The sequence below is a fragment of the Microbacterium sp. BG28 genome (assembly GCF_034044005.1).
GTDB lineage: Bacteria > Actinomycetota > Actinomycetes > Actinomycetales > Microbacteriaceae > Microbacterium.
The window spans coordinates 233808-255642 of sequence record NZ_JAXCHA010000003.1 but is presented as its reverse complement, the minus strand read 5'-3'; the positions used below and the strand labels follow the sequence as shown (position 1 = coordinate 255642).

Sequence of the window (21835 nt, the reverse complement as noted above, 5' to 3'; positions counted from 1 at the left end):
AACTCACATCGTCTTGACCGACGGTGAACGAGTTCAGGTTTTTTTGTTGCCCGGAAACGACCCGACCCGGCGCGTCCCCCACTCGAGTGCCGCGCTGATGCGGCGGAAAGAGGGAGTCCGAGATGGACTACTCGAAGACAGCAGCAGGCGTCCTGAAGGGCGTCGGCGGCGAGGAGAATGTCACCTCGCTGGTGCACTGCATGACGCGCCTCCGGTTCGTCCTGAAGGACGAGAGCAAGGCGGATGCCGCAGCCATCAAGGCCGTCCCCGGTGTCGTGACCACCGCCCAGGCCGGCGGTCAGTACCAGGTCGTGATCGGCAACGAGGTTCCCGAGGTCTTCGCCGCTATGGGCAAGATCTCGAAGTTCGGCGGGTCCGGCGACGCTTCCGCCCCCGCAGAGGACGCCCCGAAGGGGAACCTGTTCAACCGGTTCATCTCGATGATCTCGGCCATCTTCACTCCGGCGCTCTGGGCCCTGGCCGGAACCGGTCTGCTGAAGGCATTCCTGGCCGCGGCTGTAACGTTCGGCTGGATCGAGACGACCACCTCGACCTACATCGTGCTGAACGCGCTGTCGGATGCGTTCATCAACTTCCTGCCCCTCGCGCTCGCGATCACGGCGGCCCGTTACTTCAAGGCATCCGAGTTCACCTCGCTCGCCATCGCCGGTGCACTCGTCTATCCGAGCATCACGGGACTCGTCGGAGCTCCCGACCTCACCTTCTTCGGCATCCCGTTCACGATGGTCAGCTACGTCTCGAGCGTGATCCCGATCATCATCGTCGTCTGGCTGCAGAGCCACGCCGAGCGCTTCCTCTACGCGAAGCTGCCCGCCTCGGTCCGCCGCTTCGTCACCCCGATGATCGTCGTGCTGATCGCGGTGCCGCTCGTCTTCGTCGTCATCGGCCCTCTCTCCTCGATCATCAGCGGCTGGGTCGGCTCGGGCATCGGCTGGGTCTTCGAGACCGTGCCGTGGCTGGGCGGCGCCGTCATGGGCGGCTTGTGGCAGGTCTTCGTGATCTTCGGCCTGCACTGGGGCCTCGTGCCGCTGTTCCAGCTCGAGCTTCAGACCACGGGTCAGATGCTGCTGATCGCCCCCGTCTTCGCGGCCGTCCTCGCACAGGCCGCGGCCGTGGCGGGCGTGTGGCTGCGCGCTCGCAACAAGAACCTGAAGTCGCTCGCCGCCCCGGCGACGCTCTCGGGCTTTCTGGCCGGTGTCACCGAGCCCGCCATCTACGGTGTGAACCTGCCGCTCAAGCGCCCGTTCGCCTTCGGCATCGTCGGTGGCGCCGTGGGTGGCGCGATCATCTCGCTCGGCGGCGTGTTCTCGACGGCCTTCGTGGTGCCGTCGGGCCTCGCGATCCCCGCACTGCTCGGCAACGGCAACATGGTGTTCCTCTTTCTGGGCCTCGGTGCGGCGATCATCATCCCGTTCCTGCTCACAGTGATCGTCGGCTTCAAGGAGCCGGCCGAGGCCGCCGTGACCCCGGCGGAGAGCACGGACCTCGAGGTGTTCAGCCCGATCGACGGCACCGTGGTGCCGCTGTCGGAGACCCCGGATGCGGCCTTCGCCGACGGCTCGCTCGGCCAGGGCGTCGCGATCATCCCCCGCAGCGGAGCGCTCTACGCCCCGTTCGACGCGACAGTCGCCGCCGCGTTCCCGACGGGTCACGCGATCGGCCTGCGTCACGCCGACGGTGCGGAGGTGCTGATCCACATCGGCATCGACACCGTCAAGCTCGCGGGTGAGCACTTCAGCCTCAAGGTCACCGGCGGACAGCAGGTGAGCAAGGGCGACCTGCTCGTCGAGTTCGATCTCGAGGCGATCGCCGCGGCCGGTTACGACCTGACGACCCCGGTCATCGTCACCAACGCCGACCTGTACCCGACCGTCGGCTCGCCCGCATCCGGTCCGATCGCGCACGGCGAACCCCTGTTCTTCGCCGTCGCCGTCGAGCAGGCCGTCGCGGCCAAGTGACACCCCGTGCGGGCGGGGGCCGAGGCTCCCGCCCGCACGCCGCATCCGAGATACGAAACGGAAGAGAACCATGAGCACCACCACCCCGTTCCCCGAGGGCTTCCTGTGGGGCGGCGCCACCGCCGCCAACCAGGTCGAGGGCGCCTACGACCAGGGCGGTAAGGGTCTGTCGGTCCAGGACGTCATGCCCCGCGGCATCGTCGCCCCGCGCACGGCTGAGCCCACAGCCGACAACCTCAAGCTCGAGGCCATCGACTTCTACCATCGCTACGCGGAGGACATCGCCCTGTTCGCGAAGATGGGATTCGGCGTCTATCGCTTCTCGATCGCGTGGAGTCGGATCTTCCCGAAGGGCGACGAGGCCGAGCCCAACGAAGAGGGCCTCGCGTTCTACGACCGGGTGCTCGACGAGCTGGAGAAGCACGGCATCGAGCCGCTCGTGACGATCTCGCACTACGAGACGCCGCTGCACCTGGCCGAGACCTACGACGGCTGGACCGACCGTCGGCTCATCGGGTTCTACGAGAACTACGCGCGCACACTGTTCGAGCGCTACGGCTCGCGGGTGAAGTACTGGCTGACCTTCAACGAGATCAACTCGCTGCTGCACGCACCGTTCATGTCCGGCGGCATCAACACCCCGAAGGAGCAGCTGAGCGACGGGCAGCTCTACCAGGCGATGCACCACGAACTGGTCGCTTCGGCCCGCGCCACGCGCATCGCCCGTGAAGTCGCGCCGAACACACAGATCGGCTGCATGGTGCTCTCGATGCCCGTGTACCCGCTGACCCCGTCGCCGGCCGACGCGCTCGCCGTCATGGACTTCGACCACTCCAACCTCGTCTACGGCGACGTGCACACCCGCGGCGCGTACCCCGGATACTTCCTGCGGACGCTCCGCGAGAAGGGCATCGAGCTGGAGATCACCGATCAGGACCGCGAGGACCTGACCAACACGGTCGACTTCGTGTCGTTCAGCTACTACATGTCGGTCGCTCAGACCGCCGACCCCGCCAAGAAGGTCACGGGCGAGGGCAACATCATGGGCGGCGTACCCAACCCCACGCTCGAGGCGAGCGAGTGGGGTTGGCAGATCGATCCGGTGGGTCTGCGCCTCGTGCTCAACCAGTTCTGGGACCGGTGGCAGAAGCCGCTGTTCATCGTCGAGAACGGCCTGGGCGCGAAGGACGAGCTGGTCGAGGTGGACGGCGTCAAGACCGTCATCGACGACTACCGCATCGCCTACCTCAATGACCACCTCGTGCAGGTCGGCGAAGCCATCACCGATGGCGTGCAGGTGCTCGGCTACACCTCATGGGGATGCATCGACATCGTCAGCGCCTCCACCGCGCAGCTCAGCAAGCGGTACGGCTTCATCTACGTCGACCGCAACGACGACGGCAGCGGCACGCTCGAACGCTACGAGAAGAAGTCGTTCGGCTGGTACGCCGAGGTCATCCGCACGAACGGCGCCAGCCTCACCCGCTGACGCCGCCCCCGCGTGTGCCCACGATCGTCCCTCGCGGACGTGTCGTGGGCACACGCGTGTGCCGTCCTGCCCGACCCCACCCCGACGCACCTCTCAGGCGGCACCGGGGAGAATGGATCATCGTGACCCCTCCCCGCATCGCATTCCTCGACGTCGACGGCACGATCCTCGATCACGGCACCACGATCGCGCCCTCGACGGTGACCGCGATCCGCACCGCCCGCGAGCGCGGCGCCCTCGTCTACCTCAGCACCGGACGCTCGGCCGGCGACATCCACCCGGCCGTGCGTGAGATCGGCTTCGACGGCGCGATCACCAACGGCGGCGCGTACGCCGTTGCCGGCGACGAGGAGATCGTCGCCGATCCGATGCCGGCGGATGCGGTCGAGCGCCTCGAGCGGTTCTTCGACTCCCACGACATTCACTACTTCCTCCAGACCGAGGAGGCCGTGTACGCATCCGTCGAGGTGCAGGCCGCCGTCGCCGCGATGCTCCTCTCGTTGCGTCCTCGACTCACGGGCGACGAGCCCCAGACGGCCCCGCAGGGCGCACCGCGCTTCCGGGATCTGGCCACGATCGATCGCACTCGGGTCGCCAAGGCGGTGTTCCTCAGCGACTCGACGGATGCGGTCTCTCGCGCGCAGTCCGAACTGGGCGACCGTTTCCACGTCGTGCCAGGCAGCATCCCGCTTCCGGGCGGGACGAACGGCGAGATCGGCATGCAAGGCGTCACGAAGGGCTCGGCGATCACGGCGGTGCTCGACCACCTCGGGATCGACGCCGCCGAAGCGATCGGCATCGGCGACAGCTGGAACGACGTCGAGATGTTCCAGGTGTGCGGCACGGGTATCGCGATGGGCAACGCCGCGCAGGAGCTGAAGGACCTCGCCGACGAGGTGACGACCGCGGTGCTCGACGACGGCATCCACAACGCCTTCGTCCGCCACGGCCTCATCTGACCCCGCTTTCCCCGCCCGAGTTGCGTCGCAGTTGCGCGACTGCGCCACTTCTGCGCAGGCGCGGCTGTCATCGACGGGCGCGGTTGCGCAATCGTGTCGCGACACGTGGGGCCGGGACGGATGCCGCACCTCTTGCGAGGATGGGAAGCATGCGACGCGCACGGATCCACATCCTGGGAGCGAGCGGCAGCGGCACCACGACGCTGGGCGCGGCCCTCGCCTCGGCCTGGAGCGTGCCGCACGCGGACGCGGACGACTACTTCTGGCTGCCCACCGACCCGCCCTTCATGAAGAAGCGCGCGGAGGCCGATCGGCTGGCGCTCATGCGGGCGGTGTTCGCACCGCGGCCCGCCTGGGTGCTCTCCGGATCGATGATGGGCTGGGGCGACAGCATCGCGGCGGAGTGCGACGCGGTCGTCTTCGTCACGCTGGATCCGGTCGAGCGGATGCGGCGGCTCGAGGCACGCGAGCGGCGCCGGCGAGACGGACGCCCCCTCGAGGACGAGGCGTGGGCCGTCTTCCGCGACTGGGCGCAGAGCTACGACGATCCGGACTTCGACGGACGGAGCCGGACCACCCACGAAGCGTGGCTCGCCACACTCGGCAAACCGGTCCTCCGGCTCGACGGCATCCACCCGACGATCGACCTGCTCGATGCCGTGCTGCGCTGGAGCCCGGCGTAGCCCGCATCCGCGGAGCCTCCCGACGCGCGAGACTGCATATTCCGCACGAGATCATGGGTAAATCCCGTGATCTCGTGCTCGAAGTGCAGTCTCGTGGGTGGAATGGGGCGAGCGGGCCCCGGGCCGGGCGAGCGGGGCCCAGCCCCGGCCGGCACGCTACGAGCGCGCCGCGGCGGGAGGACCGGATGCGGGCGGCGCAGGTGCCGTGACGATCGCCGCACGCTCGTGCCACGTCTTGGCGGTCACCCGGTCGAGGGAGACCTGCCGGCGCAGAGCATCGGCCTTCTCGTAGATCGACGGGTCGCCGAAGCTCGTCAGCACCTTCACGAGCACCGGCAGCAGCTCGATCATGAAGAACAGCGCGGCGATCAGCCAGTGCGCCCATGCCAGTGTGGGCTCGCGCTCGGACAGCCGTTCGAGCGCGCTGATCTGGCTGAGCAGCCCGACCGCCTGCGCGTTGCCGCCGGCGATGGATGCGGCGCGATCGTTGTAGGCGGCGAGCGCGGCGTCGTACTGCGCCTGCGCCGCGGGCAGCTGGTCCTCGGCCTGCTTCTTGTTCTGATCCGCGGATGCGGCGGCCGCATCCGTCCCGGCCGCGTTGGCCGAGGTGAGGGCGGCCTGCGCCTGGCTCAGCTGCGTCGCGAGGGCGTCGTACGCGGACTGCGCCTGCGTGAGCTGCGCCTGGGCGGCGTCCGAGCTCGTGCCCGATCCCTGCACACCCGTGCATCCAGGGACGGTGCCGGCACCCTCGCCGGTCAGCTCGCACTGGTACAGCGCACGAGCCTGGTCGATCACGCCCTGCTGCGCGGCGAGCTGCTGGGTGAGCTGGTCCACGTTCGCCTGCGCGGCCACCGACTCGGCCGAGGTCGAGGAGGTTCCCGCGACGATGCCCGTCGCCGCCTGGTTCTGCAGGGCGGCGAGCGAGGCGGATGCGGCATCCAGCGCCTGCTTCTCGGGACCGTTCGTGACCGCATCCTGGTCGGACTGCGCCTGCACCACGTTGGTCGAGTTGACCTCTCGCGCGATGTCGTTGTGGAAGACCTGCAGCACGAGCGGCTCGGCGACGACGATGCCGATGAGCGCGGCCATGATGACGCGGGGGAAGGCGAGACCGAGCAACCGCCACACGTTGCGGGTGGAGCGCATCGTGGAGGTGAGGAAGCGGTCGAGGTTGAAGATGATGAGCGCCCAGATGATCGCGAGCGGCACGGCGGCCCAGGCGGCGATCTGCACCCCGGTGACCAGCGCGAAGCCCATCGAGAGGGCGGAGACGAGCGCGGTGCCGACCAGCACGAAGAACATCTGCACGAAACGCGGCGTCTCGCTCGGAACGTCGTCCAGCACCTCGCCTTCGGCGCCGCCGAGCACCGCGAGGGTGCGCGAGAGGGGCTGGCGCGGACGGCGGCGCGGGCTTCGACGTTCGCGCACCACGGGGGGCGTGGGGTCGGGAACGGATGCCTCGGGCTGCGGCTCCTGCTCGGGCTCGTCGATCGGGTCGATCACCTCGGTCGGACCGGTCGCGATGTCGTCGGAAGGACGGACGTCGCTCAGGTACAACGCCTCCTCTTCGGGCTGCGACTCGAGGTCGATGCGGCCGTCGGAGCCGAAGCGGCCGGGTCGATGCGCGGAGAATGACACTGCGCAAGGGTAGGAGGCCCTGCCTGTGTGACAGGTGCGAGCGGACGCCGCCGCGTCCGCGAGCTCAGTCGAGGAAGATGTCGGGGAACATCTCCGCGTCGGGGGTGCCGGGCACGGCGGCGTAGCCGGAGAGGTCGGTGACGCCGGCCTGGGCGAGCACGTCCTCGACGATGAGCGTCTGTCCGGTGTACTCGCGCGCGGGCCGCGTGATCACCTCGTACGCCGCATCCGCGTAGATCTCCGGGGTACGGCTGACGGCCATCATCCGCTCACCGCCCAGGGAGAACTGCACAGCGGCGGTCGCGATCGTCGTCCGCGGCCACAGCGTGTTGGCGGCGATGCCCGCATCCGCGAACTCGGCCGCCATGCCGAGGGTCGCCATCGTCATCCCGTACTTGGCGAGCGTGTAGCCGGTGTGGGCGCCGAGCCACCTGGGCGAGAGGTTCAGCGGAGGCGACAGCGACAGGATGTGCGGGTTCGCCGCATCCTTCAGCATCGGCACCGCGGCGCGCGAGAGCAGGAAGGTGCCGCGCACATTGACGTCCTGCATGAGGTCGTACTTCTTCGTCGCGAGCTCGAGAGACCCCGAGAGGTCGATGACCGAGGCGTTGTTGACGACGATGTCGATGCCGCCGAACTCACCGTGGGCGGTCAGCACGGCCTGCGTGATGTCGTCCTCGTTGCGCACGTCGCCCACGAGGGGCAGCGCATGCCCGCCAGCCTCCTCGATCGCGGCCGCTGCGGTGTGCACCGTCCCCTCGAGCTTCGGATGCGGGGTGTCGGTCTTGGCCAGCAGGGCGATGTTCGCGCCGTCGCGTGCGGCGCGCAACGCGATCGCGAGGCCGATGCCGCGACTGCCGCCGGACATGAGGATGGTCTTGCCGGCGAGCGGCTTCTGCTCGGTCATGGGATCTCCTTGGTGCGTCGGGGGCGTCGGACTCACCCGCGGCGGGCGGATGCGGCGGCGAAGGCCTGGATGCGGGCCTTCGCGTCGGGGGCGTCGAAGGCGGCGCCGATCGTGCGCGCCTCATCGTCGAGGTTGTCGGCGAACGAACGGTCGGCGCCCGAGCGGACGAGCCGCTTCGCCTGGCCGAACGCATCCGTCGCGCCCTCGAGCCAGAAGCGCGCGATCTCGAGAGCGCGGGATGCGGGGTCGGCGCAGACTTCGGCGACGAGTCCCCATTCGCGCGCATCGGATGCCGACAGCGTGCGGTCCTGAAGCAGCAGCTGCAGCGCGCGGCGCGGGCCGACGGCTGCGGCCAGCAGGGTCGAGACACCGAGGTCGGGCGTGAGGCCGATGTTGGCGTAGCGGCTGACGAACCTCGCCCCCTCGGCCGCGACGATGTAGTCCGCCGTGAGCATGAGACCCAGACCGCCCCCGGCGACCGCGCCTTGGACGGCGGCGACGACGGGCACGGGGGACTCGGTGAATGCGCGGATGCCCTCGTGGATCACGTGCGCCGCAGCCGTGACATCGCTGCCGTCGGCGCCGGAGGTCGCCATGGAGATCACGTCGCCGCCGGCGCAGAAGGCGGGGCCGGCCGCATCCAGGAGCACGGCACCGACGGCAGGGTCGGAGGTGACGTCGCGTGCGACATCCCGCCAGCGTTCGCCCATCGCGAAGTCCATCGCGTTCAGTCGATCGGGACGGTTCAGCGTCACGCGGGCGAGGCCGCCGGCCACCTCCACCAGGATCGGGTCGACGCTCATCGCGGAGCCATCCGGATCGCGCCGTCGAGACGGATCGTCTCGCCGTTGAGGTATCCGTTGCGCACGATCTCGGCGACCAGGCCGGCATACTCGTCCGGGCGCCCGAGGCGGGCGGGGTACGGCACCTGCTGGCCGAGCGAGTCCTGAGCCGGCTGCGGCAGGCCCGCGAGCATGGGCGTCTCCATGATGCCCGGCGCGATCGTGACGACGCGGATCGCGTGGCGGGCGAGCTCGCGGGCGATCGGCAGGGTCATCGCGTGCACCCCGCCCTTCGACGCCGAGTACGCGGGCTGCCCGATCTGGCCGTCGAACGCGGCGACCGACGCCGTGTTCACGATGACGCCCCGGTCGCCGCCCGCCGCCGGCTCGGTGCGGGCGATGGCGGCGGATGACTGGGCGATGACGTTGTAGGTGCCGACGAGGTTCACGCGCACGAGCTTCTCGAAGTCGGCGAGCGGCGTCGGAGCGCCCTCACGATCCAGCACTTTGGCCGGCGGAGCGATGCCCGCGCAGTTGACGACCACGCGCAACGGCGCGGCGGCGGATGCGGCGGCGACCGCATCCGCGATCTGCTCGGGACTCGTGACGTCGGCCGCGGCGAACGTGCCGCCCAGCTCGGCCGCGCGTTCCGCACCCGCCGACGACGGCAGGTCGACGAGCACGACGTGCGCCCCGTCGGCGGCGAGTCGCTGAGCCGTCGCCCAGCCGAGTCCGCTCGCGCCGCCCGTGATCAGCGCGGATGCACCCGCGACATCCATACGTTCTCCCTCGTACGTCGGTATCGGGTTCCACCCTACGCGGCACCGGGTCCCACCGTCACGCCCCGCTCCGGTCCCACTCCAACCGCGCGCCGGGGACGCGTCAGAGGGCGAAGACGAGGGTCCACGTGCCCGCGAGCACCGCGGCCGTCACGGATGCGGCGGCGATCACCGCCGCGAGGGCGACCAGCACCGCATCGCGCCAGCCGAGCCGGGACGGCCGCGCCCAGGTGCGCGGCGCGTCGGATCCGAAGCCGCGGGCCTCCATCGCGGTCGCGAGTTTCGTGCCGCGACGGATGGAGAGCACGAAGAGGGCGAACGCCTGTCCGAGGAACCGACGGATGCGGCCGCGGTCGGCCACCCCGCGTGCGCGCCGCGCCAGCGCGAGTTCGCGCCAGTCATCGACGAGCAGTCCCACCAGACGCAGGCCCGCGAGCGCACCGAGCACGAACCGGGCGGGCAGGCGCAGCAACTGGGCGAGGCCGTCGGCGAGGTCGGTCGGGTCGGTCGTGATGAACAGCACGACCGACGGCAGCGCGATCGCCAGCACACGCAGCACGATGGCGGCCGCGAGCGAGAGCGACCCCTCGCTGACGCGCACGAGCCCCCACTCGAAGAACACGGCGCCGGAGGGGCGCCCGTACAGCACCGTCGCTGCACCGCCGATGAGCGCCGCGACGCCGATCGGCCACACGCGCAGCCACACCTCCCGAGCCCGCAACCGCGAGCACGCCAGCAGCAGGAGCGTCGACCCGAGCGTGACCGCGGCCGAGACCGGGTCGATCGACAGCAGCAGGGTGACGGAGACGACGAGGGTCGCGACGAGCTTGGTGACCGGGTTGATCCGGCCCAGAGGGCTCGCCGAGGCGTCGATCGCGAACAGGCTCATGAGGGCTGCCCCAGCCGAAGCTCGTCGTCGGCGAGCTGCGCGACGAGGGAGGGATCGTGCGAGACGAAGCCGATCGCGGTGCCGTCGGCACGGAGCTCGTCGATCAGATCCGCGAGCTCCCGCCAGGTGCGCGCGTCCTGCCCGTAGGTCGGCTCGTCGAGCAGGATGACGCGGGGCGCGGTCGCGAGCACGGCCGCGACCGTCAATCGGCGCTTCTCCCCGCCGGACAAGGTGAAGGGGTTCGCCTCGGCGAGGCGCCCCAGACGCAGGCGCTCCAGCAGCGGGTCGATCCGCGCGGCCACCTCCGCATCGGAGAGCCCCAGGGCGCGAGGACCGACAGCGAGCTCGTCGCGCACGCGCGCGGTGAGCAGCTGGTGCTCCGGCTCCTGGAAGACGGTGCCGATGCGCGTGAGCAGCTGGGCTGCGCGCCAGCGCGAGGGGTCGGATCCGACGCCGGCGGCCAACGCATCCGCCGCCCGCACCTCGCCGCCGACCGGCGTCAGCAGCCCGGCGAGGGTGAGCGCGAGCGTGGACTTGCCGGCGCCGTTGGCTCCCGTGATCGCGAGCGCCCGGCCGGCGTTCAGCCGCACGTCGATTCCGGACGCGGCGGCGAGCGCCTCGCGGCGCCCGACCCGTCGGCGCCCGACCGCGAGAGCGGCGCCGACGACGAGCGGGGATGCCTCTCCTGCGCGCGGGCGCGGCGTGATCCGAACGGGGACTCCCGGCACCCAAACGCCCGCCTGCGTCAGGGCGTCCGCCGCAGCGGCGAAGACGTCGGCGGGGGTACCGTCCGCCAGCACGCCGCCGTCGGGCGCGAGCACGACGACGCGGTCGACGAGCTCGGCCCACAGGTCGACGCGGTGCTCGACGACGACGAGCGTCGCCCCGGTGCGGGCGGCGACGGCGGCGACCGCATCCCGTACCTGCCGGGCGCCGTCGGGATCGAGGTTGGCCGTCGGCTCGTCGAGCAGCAGGAGCTTCGGGCGCATGGCCAGTGCACCGGCGAGCGCGAGCCGCTGCTTCTGTCCACCCGACAGCGCGGAGGTCGGGTGGTCGAGCGACACCGACAGCCCCACCGCATCCAGCGCTTCGCCGACCCGCGGCCAGATGGCGTCGGCGGGCACCCCGAGGTTCTCGCACCCGAACGCCACATCGTCGCCGACGCGGGCGAGGATCACCTGCGCGTCCGGATCCTGCAGCACCATGCCCGCGGCGCCGCGGACGGATGCGGGGTGCGCACCGTCGACGGTCAGCTCCCCCGTCGCCTCGCCGTCCTCGTCGCCGCCCAGCACGCCGGCGAAGGCGCGCAGCAGCGTCGACTTGCCCGCACCGCTCGCCCCCAGCAAGAGAACGCGTTCACCGGGCTCGATCGTGAGATCGATGTCGGCGACGGCCCAGCGCCTGCGACCCGCGTGCCGCCACCCCCACCCGCGGGCGACGACCCGCGCGCCGAGAGTCACGCCGCGTCGGCGGCTTCGACGATGCGCGCCTGGCGTCCGGAGGCGAACCGGTCGAGTGCTCCGGTTGCGGCGAGCGCACGCGCGATCAGCCACGAGACGAGCCCGGCGATGACGATGCCGGAGGCGATCGCCGAGACGAAGTAGATCGCGCGGGGCCCCGCGTCATACGCGGCGATGGAGGAGAAGTTCGTGTCGAGAAGCGCCACGGCCAGTCCCGTGAGCGCGCCCGAGACGAGAGCGACCCAGACCCGGTAGTTCGCGTAGGCGAACAGCGCGAAGCCGAGTTCGGCGCCCACCCCCTGCACCACGCCCCAGATGAAGGTCGTGAAGCCCCACTGCGTGCCGAGTGCCATCGAGACGACGGCGGCGACGATCTCGCCGTACAGCGCTGCGCCCGGCTTGCGGATGATGAGCCCCGTGAGGACACCTGCGAACAGCCAACCGCCGGCCAGCAGACCCTCGAGCCCCGGCAGGAACGCGAGCGCCGTGCTCAGCGGCGTCCAGGCCTGACCCCAGACCCAGAAGATGACGCCGGCGGCGACGCCGATCACGCTGGCGACGACGATGTCGACGACCCGCCAGCGCCAGCGCGAGGTGAGAGAAGAACGAGCGGATGTGGACGTGGACGTGTGCATTGATGCTCCTTCCTGCGCCGGCATGATCCGGATCAGGTTCGACGGTCGAAGCGTGGATCCGCTTCCTCTCAGCCCGGCTCACCGGACTCCCGTGGTTGACGTGCCGAGTATAGACCCGCGGCTCGCGCTACCGTAGGCGGGTGACCGTGACTGGCCCGACCCCGCCCACTCGGCGTTCGCTGCGCCGCGGCGGAGACGCCGAGCCATTCGTCGACGAGGCTCCTCTGCCGCCCGACGATCTCGAGATCGAGGTGCCGTCCGCGCCCGTCGACGCGGCATCCACGCCCGCGATGATCGCCGCCGCGAGCTTCGACGACACGACCGATGCCGCCGCGCCCGCACAGGATGCCGCCGCATCCGTGCCGGTCGTCGTACCACCGGCGACGACGGCGCTGAGCTGGGTCGATGAGGCCACCGTCACCAGCGCGTCCCGGGCGGTTCCGCAGCTGGAGGCTGCGGGGGCCGCCTCGTTCACCCCTGTCGCTGCGGACCTGCTCGCGCGTGCCCCCCGCCGCACGCCGTGGCGTCCCGGCGTCCTTGTTCCGATCGCGCTGATCGTCGCCGTGATCGCGGCGTACTGCGGCACCACTCTGCTCTGGCCGCTGCACGCGATCACCCCAACCGTGCAGGCATCGGTCGTCGAGCCCACACCCGCGGCGGCGGCCGTCGGAGCGTGGCCGGGCGAGGGCAGCGCCGCTGTCGTCGTCGACGGCGTTGGCTCCCCCCTCACCTCCAGCGCCGATGCCCGTTCGATCGCGAGCATCACCAAGGTCGTGACCGCGATGGTCGTGCTCGACCAGATGCCCCTGGCCGCGGGGGAACAGGGCCGGGAGTTCGCGTTCAGCGCGGCCGACGAGCGCGAGTACTGGTCGTACCGCCGCAACGGTGAGTCGGCGCTCGACGTTCCGGTGGGCGGCACGCTGACGGAGTACCAGATGCTGCAGGGCATGCTCATGGGGTCCGCGAACAACTACGCCGACCGCCTCGCCGACACCATCTGGCCCAACAACGCGGTCTACGCGCGAGCGGCCAACGACTGGCTCGCAGCGCACGGGCTGACGGGCATCACGATCGCCGGCCCGGCCGGCATCGAGGCCGAGAACGCGGCCACCCCCGCAGCTCTGCTGGAGGTCGCCAAGCGCGCGCTCGCCGATCCCGTCATCGCCGAGATCGTGCGCACCCCCTCCGTGGAACTTCCCGGAGCGGGCCTCGTCGAGAACACGAACAATCTGCTCGCAGACCCCGGCGTCGTCGGCCTCAAGACCGGCACGCTCGACTCCTACAATCTGCTCGCCGCGAAGGACGTCACGATCGGCGACACCACCGTGCGCATCTACGCCGCGACGCTCGGCCAGCCCGACGTCGAGACGCGGGATGCGGCTACCCGCGCCCTCTTCGCCCAGGTCGAGCAGGAACTGCAGCTCACGCCCTCGGTCGCGGCCGGCACGATGGTCGGTCGGGTCGAGACACGGTGGGGCGCGACCGTTCCGATCGTGACCGCGGCCGACGCCGATGTGGTGCTGTGGAACGGCTCCGCGGCGACACTCGCGACCTCGTTCGATCTCGGCGACGCCCGCGAACAGGGCGAGGTCGTCGGCTCCCTCGTCGCGACCGGCCCGAAGAACGCGACGACCGTCGACGTGGTGCTCGACGGCGAGCTGGACGGCCCCAGCCCGTGGTGGCGGCTGACGCATCCGCTCGAGCTTTTCGGCCTCGTCTGAGCCGCGCGGAGCCCGCTCTCAGGCGCGGAAGTCGGGGGACCCGAGCACACGCTCCACGGTGATCTCGAGCGCCACGCGATCCGGGTTCGGACGCGGTTCGCGGTAGCGACGGGTGTAGAGCTCGACGGCGTGGGCGACCGCATCCGCGTCCTCGACGACGCGCGCGGGCCCCTCGAAGCTCAGCCAGCGGCGGCCGTCGACGGTGTTGACGCTCGCACGGCCGGTGCGCTCGACGTTGAGGAACTTCTGTGTGCCGCGTGAGCCGATCACGCGCACGATCCCGTCCTCGTACGTGATGCCGACCGGCACGGAGTGGATGCGGCCGTGACGGTCCAGCGTCGACAGCGTGGCGAGATGGTACTCGGACAGGAACTCGCGCGCGGCGTCTGTGATCACCGCCTCAGCCTGCCAGAGCCGGGTAGGCATCGGCTCAGAAACGCCAGATGAGCGGCACGTACAACACGGCCGCGGCGAGGAACAGAAGAGCGAGCGGGAGCCCGAGACGCCAATAGTCACCGAAACGGTATCCGCCGGGGCCCAGCACCATGAGGTTGGCGGGGGTCGCGACGGGTGTCAGGAAGGACGCGGCGCCCGCGACGGCGAGCGCCATCAGGAAGGTGACGGGACTGACCCCGAGGTTCACCGCGATCGCCGTGGCGACCGGCGCGACGATCAGCACCGTCGCCACGTTCGAGATGAACTGGCCGAGCACGACGGTGACCACGCAGACGGCGAGCAGCGCGAGGTGCGGATCGGTCGAGCCCACGACGTGGAGCACCCCGTCGGCCACGACCTCCGCGGCGCCGGTCTGCAAGAAGGCGGCGGAGAGCGGGATCATGCCGGCGATGAGCACCAGCGTCGTCCACGAGATGTCCTGATACAGGGCGGGGAGCGTCACGACGCGCGCGAGCACGAGGGCGCCTGCCGCCAACAGGCCTGCCACCGCGGGCGGAGTGAGTCCGGTCGCCAGCAGCACGACCATGATGCCGGTGATGACGAGTGTGCGCCGGGCTCCGCGCCGCATCCCGGTGCGCACGGTTCGCACGGCGCCCGTACGCACCGATTCGGGAACCAGCGACAACGTCTCCGCCTCGCGCGGCCCCGGTGCGCCATCCGCGAGGGCGTCGGGCCGGGAGGGCAGCAGACGGTCTCCGAACAGGACGATGACCGCGAGGCCGGCACCCAGCAGAGGCAGACCGACGAGCGCGAACTCCGCGAAGCCGAATCCGCGCCCGGTCTCCGCCTCGGCGAGCTCGGAGACGACGACGTTCACCGGCGTCCCGGTGAGGGTGAGCAACGACGCGGCCGATGCGAGGAAGGCCAGCGGGATCATCACCTTCGACGCGGGGATGCGGGCACGCCGGGCGATCACCGCGGCGACGGGGACGAGGGCGGCGACGGCGCCGTTGATGCTGAGGAAGGCGGTCAGCACGGCCACGAGGGCGCCGAGTGCCGCGATGAGCGGACCTCGGCGATGGCCGGCGCGCGCGACGATCAGACCCCCCAGCCATCGGGTGATGCCGCTGCGCTCGAGCGCGCTGGCCACGACGAACAGGCTGGCGATGAACAGAACCGTGGGGTCGCCGAATCCCGAGAGGGCCTCGGGGAGGGTCAGCACGCCCGTCGCCCAGAGGGCGAGGGCGACGCCGATCGCCACGACCTCGAGGGGCACGCGGCCGGAGACGAACGCGAGCACCGCCAGCCCCAGGATGAGGAACGTCGCAGCGATCGGGTCCATACCTCCACGCTAGCGGCGGGCTGTTCGCCGCATCCGGTGCGGGACCGCGCGATCAGACGAAGCGCACCGTGGCGTCCAGACGCGTGCGCACGTCGAACACCTCGTTGCCGCCGATGTCGCGCGCGCCGCTCACGCCTCGCCGCAGCACGGTGGCCAGCGCCGAGCGCCCGGCGACCACGACGGGCGTGCCGCGCACGGTGCCGAGCTCGGTGATCTGCTGGGCGAGGTCGTTGTCGGGCAGCACGACGATCGCGCCGCTGAAGCGCACCCGCGCCGCGCGGGCGACGACACGCATCCGCGACAGCAGATCGCTGACGGGAGCGCCGACGACGGCGGGGCCGATGATCTCGCCCCGACGGAAGCCGACCGGGCCGCCGAAGTCCTCCGAGAGCACCCCGTACAGGCCGCTCGGGCCGAGCACGATGTGATCGAGCTTCTCGTCGAGGTCGCCGCTGCGACCGGATGCGGCGACGTCGTGCCAGACGCTGTAGCCCATGCCGAGGTCGGCGACGATGCGGGCGGTCGCCTCCTCGGCGAGCGCGTCGGCCAGAAGACGCCGGATCTCGCGCGGCGCCGAACGCACCAGCTGCGCATCGTAGGGGTCGGGCACCTCGGCACCGCGGCCCACCCATTCCCGGATGAGGGTCAGGTAGCGCTCGCGCCGCCATCCCCCGGGCTGGCCGGCCGATCGGGCGCGCGGACGGGTGTCCTGCCGCGCGCGCGGCGGCGTCCACGCCCCCTCCGCCTCGGGCGCAGCGCTCACCGCGCCTCGGCCGCGATCGTAGGCCGCTCTCGCCTCGGGCGTGCCCACGAGCTCCCACGCGCGCTGCACCTCGACGAAGCGCACCGCGTCGCCGCCGGTGTCGGGATGCGTCTCGCGCAGGCGCACCCGGAACGCACGCCGCAGGGCCTCGTCGTCGGCATCGGCTGCGACCTGGAGGATGTCGTACGCGGATGCGGAGAGGGGACTGTCGAACACGCCGCCTCGCTTTCACCTGCCGCACGGCAGCGTCCAGGCTACCGGCCCGCGCCTGTTCGGGCGCCGTGAGCTCAGCGGCGTTCGTTGCGTCGCGCGTAGGCGGCGGCCTTGCGGCTGGACAACGCGAGGAGCACCAGGATGTCGAGGCCGAGGTTCAACAGGGTGCTGCTGATGCGGATGTCCTGGCCCTGCACCCACCAGGTCGAGAAGGCGAAGCTGATCGACAGCACCGAGAAGAGGAGCACGGTGACCCGTGAACGGTTGCCGCCGCGCAGGACGAAGATCGCCATGACGGCGTCGAACAGCAGGACGGAGCCACCCACGAGCCAGACGAACCCCAGTCCGAGGGCCCGCTCTTCCTCGCTGAGGGGAACCCCGTCGATCATGACCGATGCGTCGTGCACGATATGACGCCACTCGAACGTGATCGACAGCAGCCAGATCACTCCCGCCAGCACGCGCAGCAGGACGAGGAGTCCGCCGGCGACGGTCGCCGCGGGCCGCGGCATGTTCGGGTCGTGGGTGAGCGGACGGGCGAGGCGCACCGGTGACTCGAACGCCGTGCGCTTGCGGGGGACCTTCTCGCTCATGCCGTCACCTCCCGCACGTCCACGATCGGCAGATCGCCGTCGGTGCGGATGCTGTCGCCGCCGCCGTTGCGGGCGTGATAACCGGTGGAGAAGTCGGCGATCACGTCGACCCGCACCCGGGGCTCCGCCGCGGTGACGGTCTGCACGATGTGGTCGCGCTCGATGTCGGTGTCGGCGTCGATCCGGTGGGTCACCTGCAGCGTGAACAGCGACAGCCCGACGGCGGTGTCGAAGGTGCCGGCGGCCAGCCAGTCCACCCGGCGCCCGCCCGGCAGCAGCCAGTCGTCGGGGCAGCGCCAGAAGCGCACGTGGTGGCGCTGCGCGGGATTGCCGTCCACCTCCTGCTGGTAGGCGAAGTCCTGCTGTCGCGAGAACAGGAACAGCGGGCTGACGGGCGCCTCGTCGTAGCTGCGCCTGGTGAGGGTCGATGTGATGATGCGCCACGAGGAGGCGAGGGTCACGGGGTCGGCCTTCGTCCAGCCCGCGCGGCGCAGCACTTCCTCGATCTGCTCGGCGCTGCCCATGAACGCGAGATTGACCGGGTCGCCGAGCAATCCGTCGCTCGTGCGTGTGCGGCCGATGAAGTAGTCGGGCACGTAGATCATCGTCAGGATGCGGTGCAGCCGCGGCAGCACGAGATATGCGAGCAGAATCCAGAACGCGATGGCGAGCGGGATGCCCCACCATCCGACGCGGAAGGTCTCGGTGAAGCTCAGATAGGCGAGCCAGATCGAGGCGAGGCCGGCGAAGACGAAGAAGAAGCCGTCGAGCGCGACGCCGATCGAGTAGGTCCGGCGCTTCGTCTTCTCCCCCGCGGCCACGATCAACCCCAGAGCGGCCGCGGAGGCCGGAAGGCGAAGGCCTGATCGACGACCCCGAGGTCGAGCTCATCGAGCGAGGCGGGATGCCAACGCGGGGAACGGTCCTTGTCCACGAGCTGCGCGCGGATGCCTTCGACGAGGTCCGGCTGGGTGAGGGCGAACCACATCACGAGGCCGTACTCCTGCTCCAGCACCTCGCGGAGCGACCGCTTGCGCCGCGCGCGACGCACGGCCTCGAGCGTCACCGTCAGCGCCGTGGGCGAGAGCGCGGCGATCAGCTCGGCGGCGGCGGCCGCATCCGGCTCGGGATGCGCGCGCAGCCGCGCGAGGATTTCGCCCACCGAGTCGGCGGAGAACGCGTCGTCGATCCACGCCCTCGCCGTCTCGAGGCGCGAGGTGTCGGGCGTCTCGTCGAACAGGAGCACCAGCTCCGCGGGCCCCTGCGGGTCCGCGCGGGTCTCGAGCGCGTCGCGGAAGGCATCGATGCGGTCGGACGGAACGAAGTGGTCGGCGAAGCCCGCGTAGATCGCGTCGGCCGCATCCATCGTGCCGCCGGTCAGCGCGAGGTACTCGCCGATGCGCCCGGGCGCGCGCGCGAGCAGCCAGGTGCCGCCGACGTCGGGGGTGAAGCCGATACGCGTCTCGGGCATCGCCAGCTGCGAGCGTTCGGTGACCACGCGGTGCCCGACGTGCGAGGCAAGACCCACGCCGCCACCCATCGTGATCCCGTCGGCGATCGCGACGACCGGCTTCGGGTACTCGGCGAGGCGGGCGTTCAGCGCGTACTCCGCGAGGAAGAAGTCGGCGGTGCGCTCCGCATCGGAGCTCATCGCCTGCTCGCGCAGGAGGCGCACATCGCCGCCCGCGCAGAAGCCGCGATCACCCGCGCCGTCGAGCAGCACGACCTCGACATCGGCGTCGTGCTCCCACGCATCCAGGGCCTCGGCGAGCCGGCGCACCATATCGATGTCGACCGCGTTGAGCGCGCGCGGACGGTTGAGCGTCAGCCGCCCCACCCCCTGATCCGACCGCACCAGCACCGTCGCATCCGTACCGCTCATGCCCGCCACGTTAGCGCCGCCGGACTACCCGGACGGGATCTATGAGAGTCGATCCGCGATTTTCCGCGGATTTCCGCCAGAATGGAGAAACGTTCTGACCTTGACGGAGGTTCCCATGCCCGACGGCCAGATCCTGGAGTTCTCCGAGGTCACCAAGAGATTCGGCACGATCGATGCCGTCTCCCGGCTGAGCGCGCGTATCGAGCCCGGCCTCGTGACCGGATTCCTCGGCCCGAACGGCGCCGGTAAGACCACCTCTCTGCGCATGCTGCTGGGCCTCGTCCGGCCCACCTCGGGCACGACGACGATCGGCGGATCGCACTACAGCGAACTGCGCGATCCGCTGCGCACCGTCGGCGCCGCACTCGAAGCGTCGAGCTTCCACCCCGGTCGCAGCGGCGCCAACCACCTGAAGGTGTACGCGCAGGCGGCGGGACTGCCGACCGGCCGCATCGACGAGACGCTCGCCCTCGTCGGCCTCTCCGACGCCGCCGGACGCAAGGTCGGCGGCTACTCCCTCGGCATGCGGCAGCGGCTGGGCCTGGCCACCGCGCTCCTCGGCGACCCGGGCGTCCTCGTGCTCGACGAGCCCTCCAACGGCCTCGATCCCGAGGGCATCAAATGGATGCGGATGCTGCTGCGCGCCTTCGCCGACGAAGGCCGCACGGTGCTCGTCTCCTCGCACCTGCTCATGGAGATCCAGCAGACCGCGGATCGCCTGCTCATCCTCGCCCGCGGACGACTCGTGTTCGACGGCGGCATCGAAGACCTCGCCGACCCCGACGAGTATGCGACGGTCGTCGATGCTCCCGACCGCGCGGCCCTCGAGGCCGCACTCACCGCGGCGGGACACTCGTTCGAGGTGCTGCGATCGGGACTCACCGTGCGCGGAGCGGAGCCCGTCGAGGTGGGCGCACTCGCCGCCGCATCCGGCATCGCCCTGTCCGGGCTGCAGCGCCGCGGCCCCGAGCTCGAGGAGATCTTCCTCGCCCTGGTCGACGGCACGCGGGTGCACCCGCCGGTGGGCGAGGTCGCGGCCATCCCCGCGGTCGACGAAGCCGCACCGCTCGCGCCCGAGAACGACCCCGCCCCGGATACGTCGGAGGTCACCGAGGCGCCCGATGTGGAGGTGCCGCTGGACACGCCTGTTCCCGAGGGTGCGGTCGAAGCCGCCCGTGAGGATGCTGCGGCCGCCGAGGGCGCGCCGGTCGAGGAGGTCGCGGTGGCGGACGAGGAGCAAGTCACCGTCTCCGACGAGGTCGCGGCACCCTCGGGCGATGACCATGCCGACGCTCCCGCATCCGACGTCGAACCCGCGGAAGACGAGGCGGACGACGCCGAGCCGGCCCCGACCGAGGCCATCCGGATCAGCGGACCGGAGGATGAGGCCGAGCCGCATCCCGAAGCCGACGACCACGAGGAAGGGGGCCGGGCATGAGCCTCGTGAACGTCACCCGCTCCGAGCTGACCAAGCAGTTCAGCACCTCGATCTGGTGGATCCTGGGCATCGTGCTCGCCGGATACGTCGGGTTCACGGCGGCGGGCCTGTCCGTGGTGTTCGCGCTGGCCGCGAGCGGCGCGCTGCCTTCGAGCGGCGGCGGCCTGACGGCGACGGGCGTGCCGGGTGATGTCAGCGCACTGATCTACAGCCTCGCCGCATCCGTCGGCTACGTGTTCCCGCTGCTGATCGGCACGCTGCTCGTCACCGGGGAGTTCCGCCACAACACGCTCACCCCGACGTTCCTCACCACTCCGAAGCGCGGACGGGTACTCACGGCGAAGGTCCTGGCCGGGGCCGTGATGGGTCTGGTCTACGCCGCACTGGCGCTGATCGTCACCGTCGGCCCCGCCGCCGGCATCCTGGCCGGGTTCGGGCAGCACACCGGTCTCGACTCCTCGAACACGTGGGCGATGCTGGGGCGCATCGTGATCGCCTTCGTCCTGTGGGTCGTGGTCGGCATCGGCGTGGGGCTCGTGGTGCGCAACCAGGTCGCGGCCGTCGTGATCGTGCTCGCCTTCACGCAGTTCGTCGAGCCCCTGCTGCGCTTGGGCGGAGCCTTCGTGTCCGGCCTGAGCGACGCGGCCCGGTTCCTGCCGGGCGCCGCGAGCGACACCCTCGTCGGCGCGAGCCTGTTCTCGGCCAGCGCGGGAGGGGAGGCGGGCCAGCCGCTCGAGTGGTGGGTCGGCGGCCTCGTGCTGCTCGCTTACGGCCTGCTGCTCACCGTGCTCGGCTACTTCTCGAGCTGGCGCCGCGACGTGGGCTGACCCTCGGCCCGGAGCAGACTCGGCTCAGCTGGAGGCGAGCTCGACGATGTCGGTCGGGTCGTCGCCCGCATCGACGCGGAGCGCACGCACGAGGGCCTCGCCGTGACGCGTGCCGAGCACGAGCCGCTGGAACTCGGTGTCGCCCTCGAGGTCGATGACCACGCCGGGACGCGTCTTGCGGATGACGGCGAAGTCCTTGCCGCCCGCGTACCGCCAGGTTCCGATGGCGAGGGTCGCGGGGATGAACGTGCCGGGGGAACGGACCCCGCGCAGCCACGTCCAGGGGTCGTCCGTCAGCTGCACCCGCGAGATCGCGGCACGATCGAGCGTCACATTCCGCTTGCGGAATGCCAGCGCCTTCTCGGCGCCCGACAGCACGATCTCGAGGTGTCCCGAGTCGAGCATGAGCGTCACCATGGTCCAAGTCTGCCAGCGACCCTTCGGCGGCGGCAGCGAATTT

Annotated in this window: 21 protein-coding genes and 1 riboswitch; of the genes, 7 read left to right on the top strand and 14 right to left on the bottom strand. The window is 70.9% G+C overall.

All coding sequences use genetic code 11. The features are described from left to right. The first annotated feature begins 122 nt into the window (after positions 1–122). From SK224_RS12400 to SK224_RS12385, 4 genes are all read left to right on the top strand, one after another. Positions 123–1979 (top strand): beta-glucoside-specific PTS transporter subunit IIABC, encoded by a 1857-nt coding sequence (locus SK224_RS12400; protein WP_320434986.1) that lies wholly within the window; start codon positions 123–125, stop codon positions 1977–1979. A 70-nt stretch (positions 1980–2049) separates the two neighbouring features. Continuing rightward, entirely contained in the window at positions 2050–3468 is a 1419-nt protein-coding gene (locus tag SK224_RS12395) for a glycoside hydrolase family 1 protein (protein ID WP_320434985.1), read from the top strand. A 116-nt stretch (positions 3469–3584) separates the two neighbouring features. Then, the gene (locus SK224_RS12390; protein ID WP_413816800.1) at positions 3585–4427 is read left to right on the top strand and encodes a Cof-type HAD-IIB family hydrolase; all 843 of its coding nucleotides are present in this window, start codon (positions 3585–3587) and stop codon (positions 4425–4427) included. A 149-nt stretch (positions 4428–4576) separates the two neighbouring features. Further along, on the top strand, positions 4577–5110 hold the full coding sequence (locus SK224_RS12385) for a hypothetical protein (RefSeq protein WP_320434983.1): 534 nt from the start codon (positions 4577–4579) through the stop codon (positions 5108–5110). 156 nt (positions 5111–5266) lie between these two features. Here SK224_RS12385 and SK224_RS12380 read toward each other — a convergent pair whose 3' ends face one another. The 7 genes from SK224_RS12380 to SK224_RS12350 all read right to left on the bottom strand — a co-directional run bounded on the left by SK224_RS12380 (position 5267) and on the right by SK224_RS12350 (position 12200). Beyond that, the gene (locus SK224_RS12380; RefSeq protein ID WP_320434982.1) at positions 5267–6748 is read right to left on the bottom strand and encodes a DUF4407 domain-containing protein; all 1482 of its coding nucleotides are present in this window, start codon (positions 6746–6748) and stop codon (positions 5267–5269) included. 64 nt (positions 6749–6812) lie between these two features. Continuing rightward, the gene (locus SK224_RS12375; protein WP_320434981.1) at positions 6813–7655 is read right to left on the bottom strand and encodes an NAD(P)-dependent oxidoreductase; all 843 of its coding nucleotides are present in this window, start codon (positions 7653–7655) and stop codon (positions 6813–6815) included. Between the two features lie 32 nt (positions 7656–7687). Further along, positions 7688–8458: an enoyl-CoA hydratase/isomerase family protein gene (locus SK224_RS12370; RefSeq protein ID WP_320434980.1), complete on the bottom strand. Its 771-nt coding sequence runs from the start codon at positions 8456–8458 to the stop codon at positions 7688–7690. After that, positions 8455–9216: an SDR family NAD(P)-dependent oxidoreductase gene (locus tag SK224_RS12365; RefSeq protein ID WP_320434979.1), complete on the bottom strand. Its 762-nt coding sequence runs from the start codon at positions 9214–9216 to the stop codon at positions 8455–8457. The genes SK224_RS12370 and SK224_RS12365 overlap by 4 nt, the downstream gene beginning before the upstream one ends. Positions 9217–9319: 103 nt before the next feature. Next, positions 9320–10105, bottom strand: coding sequence for an energy-coupling factor transporter transmembrane component T (locus SK224_RS12360; protein ID WP_320434978.1), 786 nt, complete (start codon positions 10103–10105; stop codon positions 9320–9322). After that, positions 10102–11565, bottom strand: coding sequence for an ABC transporter ATP-binding protein (locus SK224_RS12355; protein WP_320434977.1), 1464 nt, complete (start codon positions 11563–11565; stop codon positions 10102–10104). Before SK224_RS12355 ends, SK224_RS12360 begins: the two co-directional genes overlap by 4 nt. Next, positions 11562–12200, bottom strand: coding sequence for an ECF transporter S component (locus SK224_RS12350; protein ID WP_320434976.1), 639 nt, complete (start codon positions 12198–12200; stop codon positions 11562–11564). The genes SK224_RS12355 and SK224_RS12350 overlap by 4 nt, the downstream gene beginning before the upstream one ends. Then, a riboswitch (TPP riboswitch) is annotated at positions 12193–12303 on the bottom strand. It overlaps the preceding gene by 8 nt. Before the next feature lie 37 nt (positions 12304–12340). On the opposite strand from SK224_RS12350, the gene SK224_RS12345 reads away from it, so the two are divergent. Further along, positions 12341–13921, top strand: a complete 1581-nt coding sequence (locus SK224_RS12345; RefSeq protein WP_320434975.1) for a D-alanyl-D-alanine carboxypeptidase — start codon at positions 12341–12343, stop codon at positions 13919–13921. Between the two features lie 18 nt (positions 13922–13939). On the opposite strand, the gene SK224_RS12340 is transcribed toward SK224_RS12345, so the two are convergent. The 6 genes from SK224_RS12340 to SK224_RS12315 form a co-directional block, all read right to left on the bottom strand. Then, a complete protein-coding gene (locus SK224_RS12340) occupies positions 13940–14317 on the bottom strand; it encodes a PPOX class F420-dependent oxidoreductase (RefSeq protein WP_320434974.1) in 378 nt (125 codons plus the stop codon). Positions 14318–14351: 34 nt separating this feature from the next. Further along, positions 14352–15659 carry an SLC13 family permease gene (locus SK224_RS12335; RefSeq protein WP_320434973.1) on the bottom strand — a complete coding sequence of 436 codons (1308 nt, stop codon included), beginning with the start codon at positions 15657–15659 and terminating at the stop codon, positions 14352–14354. Between the two features lie 52 nt (positions 15660–15711). Beyond that, entirely contained in the window at positions 15712–16638 is a 927-nt protein-coding gene (locus tag SK224_RS12330) for a J domain-containing protein (RefSeq protein ID WP_320434972.1), read from the bottom strand. 71 nt (positions 16639–16709) lie between these two features. Then, entirely contained in the window at positions 16710–17228 is a 519-nt protein-coding gene (locus tag SK224_RS12325) for a hypothetical protein (protein ID WP_320434971.1), read from the bottom strand. Then, positions 17225–18049 carry an LssY C-terminal domain-containing protein gene (locus tag SK224_RS12320; protein WP_320434970.1) on the bottom strand — a complete coding sequence of 275 codons (825 nt, stop codon included), beginning with the start codon at positions 18047–18049 and terminating at the stop codon, positions 17225–17227. The genes SK224_RS12325 and SK224_RS12320 overlap by 4 nt, the downstream gene beginning before the upstream one ends. Before the next feature lie 2 nt (positions 18050–18051). Further along, positions 18052–19110 carry an enoyl-CoA hydratase/isomerase family protein gene (locus tag SK224_RS12315; protein ID WP_320434969.1) on the bottom strand — a complete coding sequence of 353 codons (1059 nt, stop codon included), beginning with the start codon at positions 19108–19110 and terminating at the stop codon, positions 18052–18054. 115 nt (positions 19111–19225) lie between these two features. Here SK224_RS12315 and SK224_RS12310 point away from each other — a divergent pair, with 115 nt between their 5' ends. Both SK224_RS12310 and SK224_RS12305 read left to right on the top strand, forming a co-directional pair. Then, positions 19226–20548, top strand: coding sequence for an ABC transporter ATP-binding protein (locus tag SK224_RS12310; protein WP_320434968.1), 1323 nt, complete (start codon positions 19226–19228; stop codon positions 20546–20548). Further along, positions 20545–21375 carry an ABC transporter permease gene (locus SK224_RS12305; protein WP_320434967.1) on the top strand — a complete coding sequence of 277 codons (831 nt, stop codon included), beginning with the start codon at positions 20545–20547 and terminating at the stop codon, positions 21373–21375. Before SK224_RS12310 ends, SK224_RS12305 begins: the two co-directional genes overlap by 4 nt. A gap of 24 nt (positions 21376–21399) precedes the next feature. Here the strand turns inward: SK224_RS12305 and SK224_RS12300 are convergent, their stop codons facing one another. After that, on the bottom strand, positions 21400–21792 hold the full coding sequence (locus tag SK224_RS12300; RefSeq protein WP_320434966.1) for a hypothetical protein: 393 nt from the start codon (positions 21790–21792) through the stop codon (positions 21400–21402). Positions 21793–21835: the final 43 nt, after the last annotated feature.